The 12,852-nt window shown below is 72.8% G+C and carries 15 protein-coding genes; 8 read left to right on the top strand and 7 right to left on the bottom strand.

Annotation, left to right across the window (positions count from 1 at the left end):
• The first annotated feature begins 63 nt into the window (after positions 1–63).
• Positions 64–1,113: a DMT family transporter gene (locus RLT58_RS30755; RefSeq protein ID WP_399131699.1), complete on the top strand. Its 1,050-nt coding sequence runs from the start codon at positions 64–66 to the stop codon at positions 1,111–1,113.
• Position 1,114: 1 nt separating this feature from the next.
• Here the strand turns inward: RLT58_RS30755 and RLT58_RS30750 are convergent, their stop codons facing one another.
• Positions 1,115–2,446 carry an aminotransferase class I/II-fold pyridoxal phosphate-dependent enzyme gene (locus RLT58_RS30750; protein WP_311313615.1) on the bottom strand — a complete coding sequence of 444 codons (1,332 nt, stop codon included), beginning with the start codon at positions 2,444–2,446 and terminating at the stop codon, positions 1,115–1,117.
• Positions 2,447–2,481: 35 nt separating this feature from the next.
• On the opposite strand from RLT58_RS30750, the gene RLT58_RS30745 reads away from it, so the two are divergent.
• The gene (locus RLT58_RS30745) at positions 2,482–3,177 is read left to right on the top strand and encodes a pyridoxamine 5'-phosphate oxidase family protein (RefSeq protein WP_311313614.1); all 696 of its coding nucleotides are present in this window, start codon (positions 2,482–2,484) and stop codon (positions 3,175–3,177) included.
• 76 nt (positions 3,178–3,253) lie between these two features.
• Here RLT58_RS30745 and RLT58_RS30740 read toward each other — a convergent pair whose 3' ends face one another.
• The 3 genes from RLT58_RS30740 to RLT58_RS30730 form a co-directional block, all read right to left on the bottom strand.
• Entirely contained in the window at positions 3,254–4,210 is a 957-nt protein-coding gene (locus tag RLT58_RS30740; RefSeq protein ID WP_311313613.1) for a DMT family transporter, read from the bottom strand.
• Positions 4,211–4,368: 158 nt separating this feature from the next.
• Positions 4,369–5,379: an EamA family transporter gene (locus RLT58_RS30735; RefSeq protein ID WP_311313612.1), complete on the bottom strand. Its 1,011-nt coding sequence runs from the start codon at positions 5,377–5,379 to the stop codon at positions 4,369–4,371.
• Positions 5,380–5,508: 129 nt separating this feature from the next.
• Complete coding sequence (locus RLT58_RS30730) at positions 5,509–6,051, bottom strand: Clp protease N-terminal domain-containing protein (protein ID WP_311313611.1); 543 nt, start codon at positions 6,049–6,051, stop codon at positions 5,509–5,511.
• A 247-nt stretch (positions 6,052–6,298) separates the two neighbouring features.
• Here RLT58_RS30730 and RLT58_RS30725 point away from each other — a divergent pair, with 247 nt between their 5' ends.
• The gene (locus RLT58_RS30725; RefSeq protein ID WP_311313610.1) at positions 6,299–6,511 is read left to right on the top strand and encodes a hypothetical protein; all 213 of its coding nucleotides are present in this window, start codon (positions 6,299–6,301) and stop codon (positions 6,509–6,511) included.
• A 61-nt stretch (positions 6,512–6,572) separates the two neighbouring features.
• Positions 6,573–7,004 carry a type II toxin-antitoxin system Rv0910 family toxin gene (locus tag RLT58_RS30720; protein ID WP_311313609.1) on the top strand — a complete coding sequence of 144 codons (432 nt, stop codon included), beginning with the start codon at positions 6,573–6,575 and terminating at the stop codon, positions 7,002–7,004.
• Between the two features lie 121 nt (positions 7,005–7,125).
• On the opposite strand, the gene RLT58_RS30715 is transcribed toward RLT58_RS30720, so the two are convergent.
• Entirely contained in the window at positions 7,126–7,752 is a 627-nt protein-coding gene (locus RLT58_RS30715) for a PadR family transcriptional regulator (protein WP_311313608.1), read from the bottom strand.
• A gap of 191 nt (positions 7,753–7,943) precedes the next feature.
• Here RLT58_RS30715 and RLT58_RS30710 point away from each other — a divergent pair, with 191 nt between their 5' ends.
• Complete coding sequence (locus RLT58_RS30710) at positions 7,944–8,840, top strand: aminoglycoside phosphotransferase family protein (RefSeq protein WP_311313607.1); 897 nt, start codon at positions 7,944–7,946, stop codon at positions 8,838–8,840.
• Between the two features lie 126 nt (positions 8,841–8,966).
• Here the strand turns inward: RLT58_RS30710 and RLT58_RS30705 are convergent, their stop codons facing one another.
• Complete coding sequence (locus tag RLT58_RS30705; protein WP_311313606.1) at positions 8,967–9,872, bottom strand: S41 family peptidase; 906 nt, start codon at positions 9,870–9,872, stop codon at positions 8,967–8,969.
• 57 nt (positions 9,873–9,929) lie between these two features.
• On the opposite strand from RLT58_RS30705, the gene RLT58_RS30700 reads away from it, so the two are divergent.
• From RLT58_RS30700 to RLT58_RS30690, 3 genes are all read left to right on the top strand, one after another.
• On the top strand, positions 9,930–10,475 hold the full coding sequence (locus RLT58_RS30700; protein ID WP_311313605.1) for an ArsR/SmtB family transcription factor: 546 nt from the start codon (positions 9,930–9,932) through the stop codon (positions 10,473–10,475).
• A 78-nt stretch (positions 10,476–10,553) separates the two neighbouring features.
• Positions 10,554–10,991 (top strand): hypothetical protein, encoded by a 438-nt coding sequence (locus RLT58_RS30695; protein ID WP_311313604.1) that lies wholly within the window; start codon positions 10,554–10,556, stop codon positions 10,989–10,991.
• A 270-nt stretch (positions 10,992–11,261) separates the two neighbouring features.
• Positions 11,262–11,783 (top strand): P-loop nucleotide/nucleoside kinase family protein, encoded by a 522-nt coding sequence (locus RLT58_RS30690; protein WP_311313603.1) that lies wholly within the window; start codon positions 11,262–11,264, stop codon positions 11,781–11,783.
• 46 nt (positions 11,784–11,829) lie between these two features.
• Here the strand turns inward: RLT58_RS30690 and RLT58_RS30685 are convergent, their stop codons facing one another.
• On the bottom strand, positions 11,830–12,846 hold the full coding sequence (locus RLT58_RS30685; RefSeq protein WP_311313602.1) for a HEAT repeat domain-containing protein: 1,017 nt from the start codon (positions 12,844–12,846) through the stop codon (positions 11,830–11,832).
• Between the last annotated feature and the right edge of the window lie 6 nt (positions 12,847–12,852).

The following is a 12,852-nucleotide window of genomic DNA, read 5'->3' as shown; positions in this document are numbered from 1 at the left end:
TACGCGAACAGTCATACAAAGTCTCACTTGTGCTACGAGGTGTGCTTGGCCATCGTTGACTCCATGAGCGCCCCGCCCGCACCGCGAACCCAGCCACCAGCCGAGGTCTCCCCCGCGCAGACCGAACGGATCGAACGAACCGATCGGACCGCGCAGGCCCCTGCCCCTCCCCCGGCCGTGACCCTCGCGCCCGCCCGTCGTCCCGCGCTGGACTGGCGGCTGCGCTTCGCGGCCCTCTCGCTCATCTGGGGCTTCAGCTTCCTGCTGATCAAGGTCGGCACCCATGGCTACGCCCCGTTCCAGGTGACGCTCGGCAGGCTGCTGTCGGGGACGGCGGTCCTGGCGGTGGCGATGGCGGTGAAGCGGGAGCGGCCGCCGCGCACGGCCCGCACCTGGGGCCATCTCGCCGTCGCCGCCTTCTTCCTGAACGCCCTGCCGTTCTCCCTCTTCGCCTACGCCGAACTCAGCATTCCGTCCACGCTGGCCGGCATCTGCAACGCGACCTCCCCTCTGTGGGGCATGGCCCTGTCCCTCGTGGCGCTCTCGGAGGACCGGCCGACCCGCCGCCGGGTCGCCGGCCTGGGGCTCGGCTTCCTCGGTGTGCTGACCGTGCTCGGGGCCTGGCAGGGCTTCTCCGGACTGGACTTCAGCGGTACGGCCATGGCGCTCCTGGCCTCCCTCAGCTATCCCGTCGGCTGGATCTACGTCCGCCGCACCCTGGCGGGCAGCAGCGCCTCGACGCTCGCCCTGACCGGCAGCCAGCTGCTCCTGGGCACGGCACAACTGGCCCTGGTGACGCCGCTGTTCACCTCCACCCCCGACGGCTTCCCCCTGCTGCCCACGCTGGCGGTCGTCGCCCTGGGCGCCCTGGGCACGGGGCTCGCCGTGCTCCTCCAGTACGGACTGGTCCAGGAGGTCGGGCCGACCACCGCGCAGATGGTCACCTACTTCATCCCGGTGATCGCCACGGCGGCCGGGGTCGCCCTGCTCGGCGAGCAGTTGAGCTGGAACACCCCGGTCGGCGCCCTGGTCGTCCTGGCGGGCGCCGCCCTCACCCAGAGCCGGCCGCGCGCCGCCCGGCCGGCCCCGCCCGCGCCCCGTCCGCCGCGCTGACTCACCCGTAACTCAACGGGCTGGCCGGTCCCGCCGCAGCCGCCACCGCGTCCGCCAGCGGCCCGATGTCGGCGTCGGAGAGCGGCGACACGGTGATCCGGACGCCCTGGGGCGCGGAGATACGGAACCGCGCCCCGGGAGCCACCGCCCAGCCGGAGTGCAGCAGCCGCGCCACGGCCCCGGTCTCGTCGCTCACCGGCACCCACACGTTCATCCCGCTGCGGCCGTGCGCCTCGACGCCCCGCTCCGCCAGGGCGCGGACGAGCGCGTCGCGGCGATGGGCGTAGGCCGCGGCCACCTCGCGCGGGTCCACCGCGTCCGTGGTCCACAGGTGCACCATCGCCCGTTGCAGAAGCCGGCTGACCCAGCCGGGGCCCAGTCTCTGGCGCCCCGAGACCCGGTCCGCGGTGACCGCGTCCCCGGTCAGCACGGCGACCCGCAGATCCGGCCCGTACGCCTTGGCCACCGAGCGGACGAACGCCCAGCGGTCCGTGGCCCCCGCCAGCGGGTACAGCGGCAGGTCGACGATCGCGTGCCCGTGGTCGTCCTCGATGAGCAGGACCCCCCGGTGCCCGGCGAGGACGGCCCGCAGCTCGGCAGCGCGCCCGGCGGAGAGCGCCGCGCCGAGGGGGTTCTGCGCCCGGTCCGTGACGACGACGGCCCGCGCGCCCGCCCTGAGGGCCGCATCGAGCGAGTCGGGCAGCGGCCCGTCGTCGTCGAGCTCCATCGGGACGGGGCGCATACCGAGGGCCGGGACGAGATCCAGCAGGCCGCTCCAGCCCGGATCCTCGACCGCGACCGCGTCGCCGGGTCTGAGGTGGGCGACGAGCACCCGCTCGATGGCGTCGAGCGATCCCGAGGTGGCGACGACCGGCCCGGCCGGGACACCGTCGGCATCCATCGCGGCCCGGGCGAGCGCGGCGAACTCCGGGTCCACCTGCGCCTGCGCGTACATCCCCGGTGCCTCGGCGTACGCCGCCGTGACCGAGGCGAACGCCTCGCCCAGCGGTGGCAGCAGCGCCGGGTCGGGGTTGCCCTCGCCCAGGTCCCGTACCCCCGGCGGCGCCTCCACGCGCATCGAGCCACGCGCGGTGCTCGCCGGACGCGGTCTGACCCGGCTCCCCCTGCGCCCGGCCGTCTCGATCACTCCCCGCTCGCGCAGGGTGCGATAGGCGGCGGCGACGGTATTGGGATTCACCTCCAGGCGGCTCGCCAACTCCCGCATGGGAGGCAGCACTTCGCCGGGCGACAGCTCACCCGAGCCGACCGCCCGCTCCACACTGGCGGCAATTTCCGATGCACGCCGACCACTGATCCGATACTCTCCTAGCACAAACAACAGTATGCACTAGTGCAATGGAGTATGCAATGCCGGAGACCGCACCCCAGCAGACCACGGCCCCGGACGCCGCAGCCACCTACGAACCGACCGGGCGCACGGTACCGACCCGCTCCCGCGAGCGCGCCTCGTACGACCGGGAACAGGTCCATTCGATCCTCGACGCGGCCTACCTGTGCCACCTCGGCTTCGTCCGGGACGGAGCGCCCGTCGTACTGCCGACGCTCTTCGGCCGGGTCGGCGAGCGGCTGTACATCCACGGCTCGACCGGCTCCCGGCCGCTGCGGACGGCGAGCGGGAGCGAGGCCGGTCTCGCCGTGTGCCTCACGGTGACCCATGTCGACGGACTAGTGCTGGCCCGGTCCGCCTTCCACCACTCGCTCAACTACCGTTCCGTGGTGGTCCACGGCACCGCCTACTCCGTCACCGGCCCCGAGGAGCGGCGCACCGCCCTCGACGCGATCGTGGAGCAGGTCGTCCCCGGCCGCTCCCGGGACTCGCGGCCCGCCGACGCCAAGGAGCTGGCCGCCACCGCCGTGATCAGGCTCGACCTGAGGGAGGTCTCGGCCAAGATCCGCACCGGCGGTCCCCACGACGACGACCGGGACCTCGGCCTGCCCCACTGGGCCGGTGTCATCCCCCTCGCCCCCGGCTTCGGCGCCCCGATACCGGCCGAGGACCTCGATCCCTCGATCGCCTTTCCGGACTACCTGAGCGCGCTCTGAACCACCCCGGGGTGACGGGGCCCCGCCACAGGGCGCCGACCCCGCCACCCTCGCGATCAGGAGTGATCACTTCCGATCAGACGGGGACGGCCTCCTCCCGGCGGGCGGCAGCGGCGCCGCGCGTCTCGGCGACGGCCAGTCCGGTCACCGCCGTGAGCAGCAGCAGCGTTCCGGCGACCGTGGACGCCGTCAGCCGCTCCCCGAGCACCACGACGGCGATGACCGCCGCGCTCACGGGTTCGAGCAGCATGATCACCGACACCGTGGCGGAGCGCACCACCGCGGCCCCCGCGAAGTAGAGCGCGTAGGCGAGCGCGGTGGGGACAGCCGCGACATAGACGAGCAGCAGGAGCACCTGGGCGGTGTGCGCGGTGTGCGGCACGAGCCCCTCACCGGCGGCCATCGGCAGCAGCAGGAGCGCGGCGACACCGAAAGCCCAGGCGCTGGTGGCCAGTGGATCCGTGGCGCCGCCGTCGCGGCCGAGCCACCGGGTCAGCAGGGTGATCGCGGCATAGCCCGAGGCGGAGAGCAGGGCCAGTGCGATCCCGGCGGGCCGCACCGTGCCCGGTCCGCCGCCGAGCACCAGCACGGCGAGCCCGGTGAGCGCCCCGGCCACGGCCGCGATCCCTCCGGCTCCCAGCCGCTCCCCCATGGCCAGCCGGGCGCCGACGGCGATGAGGACGGGACCGGCCCCGAGGGTGACGACGGTCCCGACCGCGAGTCCGGTGGTCCGGACGGCGGCGAAGTACGCGGTCTGGAAGACGGCGAGGCCCGCGCCGGTACCGGCGATGCGCAGCAGCCGCCTGCGCGCGGACTCCGCGGCGGGCGCCGCGCGCCGGGGCCGTAGCACCAGTGCCGCGAGCAGCAGGACGAGTCCGCCGGCGCAGCGCCAGAACGACAGCGCGAGGGGGCCGAGATCGCAGATCTCGAAGACCAGCGAGGCGGCGGCACCGGCGGTGCCCCAGGCCACTCCGGCGATGATCAGATAGCACAGGCTCCGCCCGACGGGCAGGCCGGAAGCAGGAATCGACACGTGACTTCTCCAGAGGAAGACAGGAAGGTGGTCGCTCGGCTCCGCACGGGGGCAGCGACGAACCGCTCGGGGACTGCCCGAGCCCGGTCTTCGTCAGATGCGGCCGCCCGCGCTAGGCGGCGGGCGGCGGAAGTACGGTCAGACGCATGATCGTCACCCTAGGGTGCGGTCCGCCCGGCGGACAAGCCTTCCTCCGCCTCCGCGAACACTCCGCTCCCGGCACCGGAGGCGACCGGTCCGGAGGGTGCCTTCGGTGTCGCGGACTGGGCGATGAGCGCACCGAGCAGGACGAGCGAACCGCCGATGAGCTGCGGGGCGGCCAGATGCTCCCCCAGCAGCACCCAGGCGAGCACGGTCGCGATGACCGCTTCCAGGCAGGCGACGACGCCCGCGACCGCCGGGGACAGCAGCCGCACGGAGATCACGCCGGTGACGTACGCGATGACGGTGGCGAGCAGCACGATCCAGACCAGCAGCAGCCAGGCGGGCACCGCCGTACCGTTCATGACGGTGCTGCCGCCGAGCGTGGACCAGTCCATGCCCCACGGCCGTGCGACCGCGGTGAGGACGGCGGCGCCGATCAGCAGTCCGTAGGCGATGACCCCGACCGGATGCGGGGGCTCGGCCCCGCCCTGCGTCCGCTCCCCGCTGCCCTGGTCGGACAGGACGAAGTAGCCGACCTGGCAGCAGGCGGCGCCCAGGGCGAGCAGCAGACCGACGAGGTCGAAGCTCAGGCCGGACCAGACCTCGACCACGCAGGCCAGGCCGCCCACCGCGAGAACGACGCCGAGGGCGGCGGCCTTGGTGACCGGGCGCCGCTGGACGAAGCGCACCCAGCCGAGGACGAGGGCCGGCGCGAGGTATTCGACGAGCAGCGCGACGCCCACCGGGATACGGGAGATGGCGGCGAAGTAGCAGGCCTGCACACCCGCGACGGCGAGCAGCCCGAATCCGAGCAGCAGGACGGGCCGGCTGCGCACGAGATCGCGGTGGCGCCAGGCCACCGGGAGCATGACGAGCGCGGCGCCCGCCACCCGCAGCCACACCACGTGGAGCGGGTCGAGCCCCGCCTCGATCAACGGCTTGGCCGCCACTCCGGAACCGCCGAATGCGAAGGCCGAGCCGAGAGCGAGTCCCAGGCCGGCGCTTCTCCCCTGAGACGCGTGCATCGGCACATCATGACAGCTGTGGTCAGGAGCGTCACCCCGGTGACGCCTGACCCGGGTAACACTCCGATCTCGGGAAGGCCCCTGACAGCAGCGCCGACGGGGCAGGTACCGCCACGGACGCCGGACCGTTCACTCCCGGCCGGAGACCTCGACGATCCGGTCCATGAGCCGTTCGGCGTCGACACCGGCGCGCTCCAGCACCTCGACGGCCCGGCACGTCCGGTCCCCGGCCAGCACCGTGAGCAGATCGAGGCCGCAGGCGCGGGCCCGCCCGCACTTCAGGGCGCGCCGGTGCGCGCCCGCCATCGCGGAGACGGCGGCGGGAGACCAGCCCTCGACCTCGGGGGCCGGCGGGTCCGTCACCGCGGCGAGCGCACCCGAGTCCTCGACAGCACCCTGCCAGCGGAGCCCGTACCCGATGCTGCGCTGGACGAGATAGCCGAGCACCCTGGCCAGCTGTGGTCCGCCGTCGAACGCGGCACGGACCTCGGGGTCGGCCTCGATGAGCGAGTGCAGCAGATGGGCGGTGTCGATCTGCCGGTCCCCGTCCCGCAGGGCGCGCCTGCGCGCACCCGTCACCACGGCGGCCAGCTCCTCGGTGAGCCTGGCGTCGAACTCAGCACGGTGGTTCGATGCGGGCTGCTGAGGGATCCGCGGTGTCCGGTTCTGCACGCTTCCACCCCATCAGCCCGGCCGGGCCGGGTCGTCCCCGGAGAGACCCATTGACGCATCCCACCCGGGTTGGGCACGCGGGAGCGATACCTCCTCCTTACGGATGAGATCGCGCCATCGCGGGATCCGATTCGGCAGAAAGGCGCGCGCCGCCTTGCTTCACACTTCCGGAGGCAACCGCGAGTACGGTCGCGCACGTCACACAGGCCGGAGGCAATGGTGGCGGGCGGCGGGAGGGGTGCCGGAAGTGAGCTGGCTGGTTTCCCTGCCGGCGCTCGACGGGCGCGACTACGTCTACCGCGTCCACGCACCGTCCGACGCCCTGCTCGCCGACCTCTTCTGGGCCGCGTTCCACTGCCACGACGACGGGCCGCATCCACGGGCCTCCGACCGCTTCGACTCCGCGCTGATCTGGCACACGGGTACGGAGTCAGCAGATCTGACGCTTCATCAGTATTGAATGTTCTCGCCGCTGCGGCTACGTTCCGCGACACCGGAACCCGTCGAGAAGGGGTGGTCGCATGGCCGAAGTCAGTGCAGAGGCGCGGATCGGGGCACCGGCCGAGAAGGTCTGGGCCCAGCTGACGGACTTCAGCAGGTACGGGGAGTGGAACGCCACCCACACCAGCTTCCCCAAGGGCGGCCCGGCCGCACTGGAGCTCGCGGCCACCTACGAGGAGAACCTGAAGCTCATGGGCTTCCCCGCCGAGGTGACGTGGACCGTGTCGGAGCTGGAGACCGGCCGGCTGCTGACCACCACGGGGAAGGGCCCGATGGGCGTCAATCTGCTGATGCGCTATGCACTGACCCCTGACGGGGACGCCACCGCGGTCCGCATCGACGGCGAGTTCACCGGCGCGGCCGTCTCCCTGATGGCGGGCAAGCTCAAGGACTCGGCCACGGCGGCGCTCGTCGAGTCGCTACGCAGACTGGACGGCCTGATCGTGGCCTGACCCCGGGCGACCACCCACCTCGCACGCCCCTCCCCCTGCACACATCCGCACGACGAAGGGCCCCGCAGCAAGGCCGCAGGGCCCTTCAGCACATCTCTGCGCGAGCGTCGCACCGCCGGGCTCAGTGCTCGTCGGCAAGGATGAGGTAGAGCTTCTTGCGAGCGTCGTTGATGACCGTGAGCGCCTTCTCGCGCTGATCGGCCGAGCCGGTCTTCCAGACCTGGCCGAACGCCTCCATCAGGCCGAAGCCGGCCTGCCGGATCTCGTTCACGCTCTCCCAGTCGACGCCGCGTCCGGCTTCCTCCCAGGGCGCCTCGGGCCCCGACTCCGCCTCGGTACGACCGGTGTCGGTGAGCGTGAACAGCTTCTTGCCGCCCTCGCTCGCACTGGTGATCAGGCCCTCGTCCTCCAGCAGCTGGAGGGTCGGGTAGACCGACCCCGGACTGGGCCGCCAGGCCCCGCCACTGCGCTCGCCGATCTCCTGGATCATCTCGTAGCCGTGCATCGGCCGGTCCTTGAGCAGCGCCAGGATCGACGCACGCACGTCACCGCGCCGCGCCCTGCCCCGGCCGCCACCGCGACCCCGTCCGCCCCCGAAGGGGCCACCACCGAAGGGCCCGCCACCAAAAGGCGGCCCGAACTGCCCGAAGGCCGCCCGACGCCCCTCGAAGTCCCCACGCCCGTGCTCACCGGGCCCGCAGGGGCCGTGTCCACGCCCGTGTCCGTGTTCCTGTCCATGTGAACGCATGACCTTCACTCCTTCTTACGTTGATCTCTCACTTATCGCTGATCTGTCGCGATGCCTCAACGATATATCGGAACCGGTCGGATGACAATCCCCTTCGACTTGGGGCGCGGCACATGAATACTGGCTGTCGTCCCGTCGATGCGGTCCGCTTCCGGCCTTGCGAAGCGGACCGGCCCAAGAGCCTGCGAGCGATGACCATGCACGATGACCAAGTGGACGTGACCGCCGAAACCGTCGCGGCCCTGATCCGGGAGCAGTTCACCGAGTGGAGCGGCAAGGCGATCCGGCTCGTGCCGTCGACCGGGACGGTCAACGCCATCTTCCGCATCGGGGACGGTCTCTCCGCGCGCTTCCCGCTGCGTCTCGTCGATGCCGCCGAGGCGCTGGCGACTCTGGAACGCGAGGCCCGGGCGGGCGCGGAACTGGCGCAGGTGTCTCCGGTCCCCGCCCCGGAACCTGTCGCCCTGGGACAGCCCGGCGCGGGTTACCCCATGCCGTGGTCGGTCCAGACATGGCTGCCGGGCACGGTCGCGTTCGATGCCGACCCGAGCGGGTCGGACGCTTTCGCGGAAGATCTCGCGGGCTTCGTCGCGGCCCTGCGGGGCGCCGATACGCGGGGGCGGGCCTTCGGCGGCGAGGGCCGCGGCGGCGTGCTCGCTCACCACGACGACTGGATGGCGAAGTGCTTCGCGCAGAGCGAGGGTCTGCTCGACGTGCCCCGGCTGCGCCGACTGTGGAGCCGCTTCCGGGAGTTGCCGCGCACGGGTGCCGACGTGATGAGCCACGGTGATCTGATCCCCGGCAATGTACTGGTCGCGGGAGACCGGCTCGGCGGCGTACTCGACACCGGCGGCTTCGGCCCCGCCGACCCCGCGCTGGATCTGGTCAGTGCCTGGCACCTGTTGCGGCAGGGCCCGCGGAACGTGTTCCGGAGGACACTGGGCTGCGACGACCTGGAGTGGGAGCGCGGCAAGGCATGGGCGTTCCAGCAGGCGATGGGCGTGGTCTGGTACTACGCCGAGAGCAATCCGACGATGAGCGGGATGGGGCGCCGGACGCTCGACCGCATTCTGGAGCCGGCGGATTGATGCCGCCGCCGTCGGACGGGGCAACGAGGACGATCGCTCACCGCCCGCCGACTCGGGCCCCGGGGAGGCGGCGGTGTGGGCCACGCGCGGGCCACGCCGCCGATCCGTCACCGAGGGGCCCGGCAGTCAGCCGGTCAGCCGGGCGAGCGCCAGCGCGTGTGCCTGGTCGAGGGAGTCGGCGGCACCGCACGGGACGTCCGGCTGCACACCCGTACCCTCCCAGTTCGCGCCGGAGACGGGATTGACCGCGCGGCCGACGGGGACGGTGGCCTCCAGGTGCGGGTGGACGGTCCAGCCCTGGCAGGGATGTGCGCCGCCGCGGCTGGGCTCGCCGACGACCACGGCGCGGCCGAGCTGCTGGAGGTCGTACGCCAGTTCCTCGGCGGCGGAGAACGTGGTGTCGCTGGACAGCACGTACAACGGCTTGCTGCCGCCGAAGCGGGCACCGGGAACGTGCGGCAGGCTCCAGGACTGCTCGCTGCGCTCCCCGTCGCGCCAGTACATGGAGTTGAGATGGGTGCGCTCGTCCAGGAGGTAGCTGCAGACGAAGGCGACCGTGTCCGGGTCGCCGCCCCGGTTGGCGCGCAGGTCCACGATCAGCGCCCGGGCGCGGGAGGCCAGGGTGAGCGCGGCGCTCAGCGGTTCGGCGGCCCACTCCAGCGGAAACAGCATCGGCGCCAGTTCCAGTACGGCGACCCCTCCGTCGAGCAGTTCCACCCGGGGCGCGCCGCCCAGCGAGGTGTCGAAGTCCCGGCGCATGGCGTCCAGGGTGGCCGCTCCCCGCTTCGGGGGCACCGGGTCGACGTGGTGCTTCAGCCTCAGGTGCCGGTCGCCGTTGACGGACTGCAGATCCGCGGTGACCAGAGGGGCAAGCTCCTCGGCGCCGCCGACGTCGTAGGCGCCCTCGGCGAGGCGTCGTCGCAGCAGGCCGGCGAGCTGTTCGGCCGTCTCCGGGAATATGTAGTGCTCGGTCAGCAGCCGGACCGTCTCGTCGATGACAGGGGCGGGCTGAAGCGTCGTCGGAGTTGTCATGGCAGGGAGTAGAGCACCACCCTTGCGAAAGCGTCAATAACTTTAGACACTTTCGGTATGCATGACGACCAGCCTTCCTATCCGCCGCCGCCCGAGGACGTTCTGGAGGTCGGCGCGCCTGAGCAGTTCGCGGCGCTCGCCCACCCGTTGCGCCAGCGGCTGCTCTTCTCCCTTGGCCACCGGCCTGCCACCGTCAGGCAGCTCGCGGCGCGGCTCGACGCGAAGAAGGGCAACGTGGCCCATCACCTCAAAGTGCTCCGCGAAGCCGGGCTGGTGCGCATCGCGGAGACCCGCCAGGTCCGGGGCGGCACCGAGCAGTACTTCCAGCGCGCGGCCCGCCACATGCTCGTCGCCGACCCCCGGGCGGCGGGCACCGCCGCGATGCTCGCCGCGGTGGCCCAGGAGCTGGACCGCTCGCCCGCCGAGCACCACCTGACGCTGCGCCACCTGCACCTCGGCCCCGCACAGGCGAAAGCGCTCGGCGAAACCCTTGCCGCACTCGTCGACGAGGCCGAGGAGGGTGCGGAGGACCAGCCCGTGCACGGGGTGCTGGTGGCGCTCTATCAGCAGGCACCTCCGGCCGGCACCACCGGTTCCGCCTAGCGCGCCTCCACATCACCGCGCGGGCCGCCGGGCAAAAGGCGCATGCGCCCCCACAGGCCGCATGCCATCCTCAGCGCCATGCCGTCCCGCAACCGCCGCCTGCCGCGACACCTCTCGTGGCCACTCACACCGACCGACATCCGTACCGCCCTGGGCGAGCAGGAGTCGGCCCTCACCCACCCCGACTTCGCGGACCACCCGTACGAGGACCGCACCCTGCTGCACGTCGAGTGGAGCCCGCCCGTCTCCTCCAACTACGGCAACGGCATACACCCCGATCTGTGGTCCAGCGTGGCCGTCCGCGTCGGCCCGCTCCCCGCCACCGAACGCGCCGCCGCCCGCCAGGCCCTGCGCGAACACGCCCTTCCCGAACTGGCCGCCTGGATCGACGCGTCCCGGCGTGCGCCTCAGGGCTGGACCCTGTCCCGGCACAGCCGTTCCTGGCGGGTCGAGGGCAGGGCCACCGTCCACCGCGACGACTGGAAGCCCTACCGCCGGCCGGGCGATCAGCCGTGAATCCAGGGCGCCTTGGAAACCGGGGACACCTGCCCCTGCCCGCGAGCGCCCCTGGGCTCGCGGGGCGTGGGCTTCATCCGGGGTCCGGACCAGAACCTGCACGAGCCGGGTGCCGTACGGGCCCTGCCGGCGGCATCGGCCACCGCTCGCGCCGGGGACGCCGCTCGCGCGCGGCCGTAAGGGACACCGTCCGCCCGGACTCCCCGGAGAGCACCCTTTGAGCGAGGCATGCCATGCAGCGACGAGCACTGTCACGTAGCGTGGGGGCGCATGATCGTATGGCTCAACGGAACCCATGGCGCGGGCAAGACGACGACCAGCGCGCTCGTGCAGCAGCTGATCCCCGGTTCGAGGGTGTTCGACGCCGAGAAGGTCGGCGAGACACTCATGGACATCTCCCCGGGGCTGCCCTCGACGGACAACTTCCAGCACTGGCCGCCGTGGCGGCCGCTCGTGGTCGAGACCGCCCGCCGGGTACTCGACTACACCGGCGGCACCCTGGTGATGCCCATGACCGTCCTGGTCGAGGAGTACTGGCGCGAGATCAGCGCGGGCCTCGCCGAACACGCCATTGCGGTACGGCACTTCGTCCTCCACGCCGACCAGGACACCCTTCGCGGCCGCATCGACGGCGACACCGTCCTCGGCCCGTCCCCGTTCCGGCACGCCCACCTGGAGCCCTACGCCGAGGCGGCCCGCACCTGGCTGCACGACGAGGCCGAGGTCATCGACACCACGCACATCACACCCGCCCAGGCCGCCCGGCAGATCGCGGACGCCCTCAGGAACTGAGCCGCGCCGCCCCAGCCCACGGCATCCCGGACCGCCCTGTCACAGCTCACCCCTCGCCGCGCAGCCCGAGGACATAGGCGGCGGTGAGCGCGACGCCTCGGTCCTCGTCCTGGGACAGCCCGGCGAGGGCCCGTGACGCCGTGGGTCCCGGGATGCCGGCGAGCGCCTGGGTCAGCCGGCGGCGCGCGGCCGGGTCCGCGGCGGCGCGGCCGAGGCGGTCGACGAGCCCCGTCGCGATGCGGTCCGCCTGCGCGGGATCGCCCGCCAGCGCGCTCAGCGCGTCGGCCGCGTCCACGTCGTTCGTCCCCCCGGCGACCATGTCGACGAGCGTCGGGACGGCCTCGGCCGCGCCGCGTGCCCCGAGCGCCAGAGCCGCGCACCGGCGGACGACGAGGTCGTCGTGGGCAAGAGCCTCCCGGAGCACGGCGGCCGCCCGGTCGTCCGGGATCTCCGCGACCGCCCGGACCGCGCGCTCCCGGACCTCGGGCTCCGACGAGAGCAGGCCCTCCGCGAGCAGTTCGGGTCCGCCGTCATCCGCGCGCGCCAAGGCCCAGCGCAGGGCCCCGGCCACATGCGCGTCCGACTCGCGCAGCACCGCGTCGACAAGCGCCTCCACCGGTACCTCTTCGGCCGAGGGAGAGGCCGAGCCCGAGGACAGTGCCGCCCGCTGCCGCGTCCCGGCGCTCTTGGACCCCAGCGCCTGGAGGAGGGCGACGACCCGCAGGACGCCCTCCCAGCCGGCGGGTTCCGCGGCACCGATCCGGGAGAGCCGGGTGAGCAGCTCGGTCTCCCGCGCCACCCGCTCCCGTGTCTGGCGGATGAGGTCGTCCACCAGCTCCGACGGCCTGAAGCCGGGGTCGTCCAGCGCGCGGCCCACCTCACGCAGCGACAGCCCCAGGGACCGCAGGCTCTCGATGTGGAAGATCCGCCGGATGTCCTCGCCGGAATACTCGCGGTAGCCGCCGTCCGTACGGCCCGTGGGGCGCACCAGACCCAGCGCCTCGTAATGCCTGAGCATCCGGGCGCTGACCCCGGACCTTCGCGCCACCTCACCGATCAGCACCGCGTG

This window comes from Streptomyces sp. ITFR-16, assembly GCF_031844705.1.
In the GTDB taxonomy this organism is placed as follows: Bacteria; Actinomycetota; Actinomycetes; order Streptomycetales; family Streptomycetaceae; genus Streptomyces.
The sequence above is the reverse complement of the archived record's forward strand: the minus strand, read 5'-3'. Positions and strand labels throughout refer to the sequence as shown.

What these genes read in the sequence shown, in the direction of transcription:
- RLT58_RS30755 (WP_399131699.1), top strand. Translation starts at nt 64, where the DNA reads ATGAGCGCCCCGCCCGCACCGCGAACCCAGCCACCAGCCGAGGTCTCC.
- RLT58_RS30745 (WP_311313614.1), top strand. Translation starts at nt 2,482, where the DNA reads ATGCCGGAGACCGCACCCCAGCAGACCACGGCCCCGGACGCCGCAGCC.
- RLT58_RS30735 (WP_311313612.1), bottom strand. Translation starts at nt 5,379, where the DNA reads ATGCACGCGTCTCAGGGGAGAAGCGCCGGCCTGGGACTCGCTCTCGGC.
- RLT58_RS30720 (WP_311313609.1), top strand. Translation starts at nt 6,573, where the DNA reads ATGGCCGAAGTCAGTGCAGAGGCGCGGATCGGGGCACCGGCCGAGAAG.
- RLT58_RS30715 (WP_311313608.1), bottom strand. Translation starts at nt 7,752, where the DNA reads ATGCGTTCACATGGACAGGAACACGGACACGGGCGTGGACACGGCCCC.
- RLT58_RS30710 (WP_311313607.1), top strand. Translation starts at nt 7,944, where the DNA reads ATGACCATGCACGATGACCAAGTGGACGTGACCGCCGAAACCGTCGCG.
- RLT58_RS30705 (WP_311313606.1), bottom strand. Translation starts at nt 9,872, where the DNA reads ATGACAACTCCGACGACGCTTCAGCCCGCCCCTGTCATCGACGAGACG.
- RLT58_RS30700 (WP_311313605.1), top strand. Translation starts at nt 9,930, where the DNA reads ATGCATGACGACCAGCCTTCCTATCCGCCGCCGCCCGAGGACGTTCTG.
- RLT58_RS30695 (WP_311313604.1), top strand. Translation starts at nt 10,554, where the DNA reads ATGCCGTCCCGCAACCGCCGCCTGCCGCGACACCTCTCGTGGCCACTC.
- RLT58_RS30690 (WP_311313603.1), top strand. Translation starts at nt 11,262, where the DNA reads ATGATCGTATGGCTCAACGGAACCCATGGCGCGGGCAAGACGACGACC.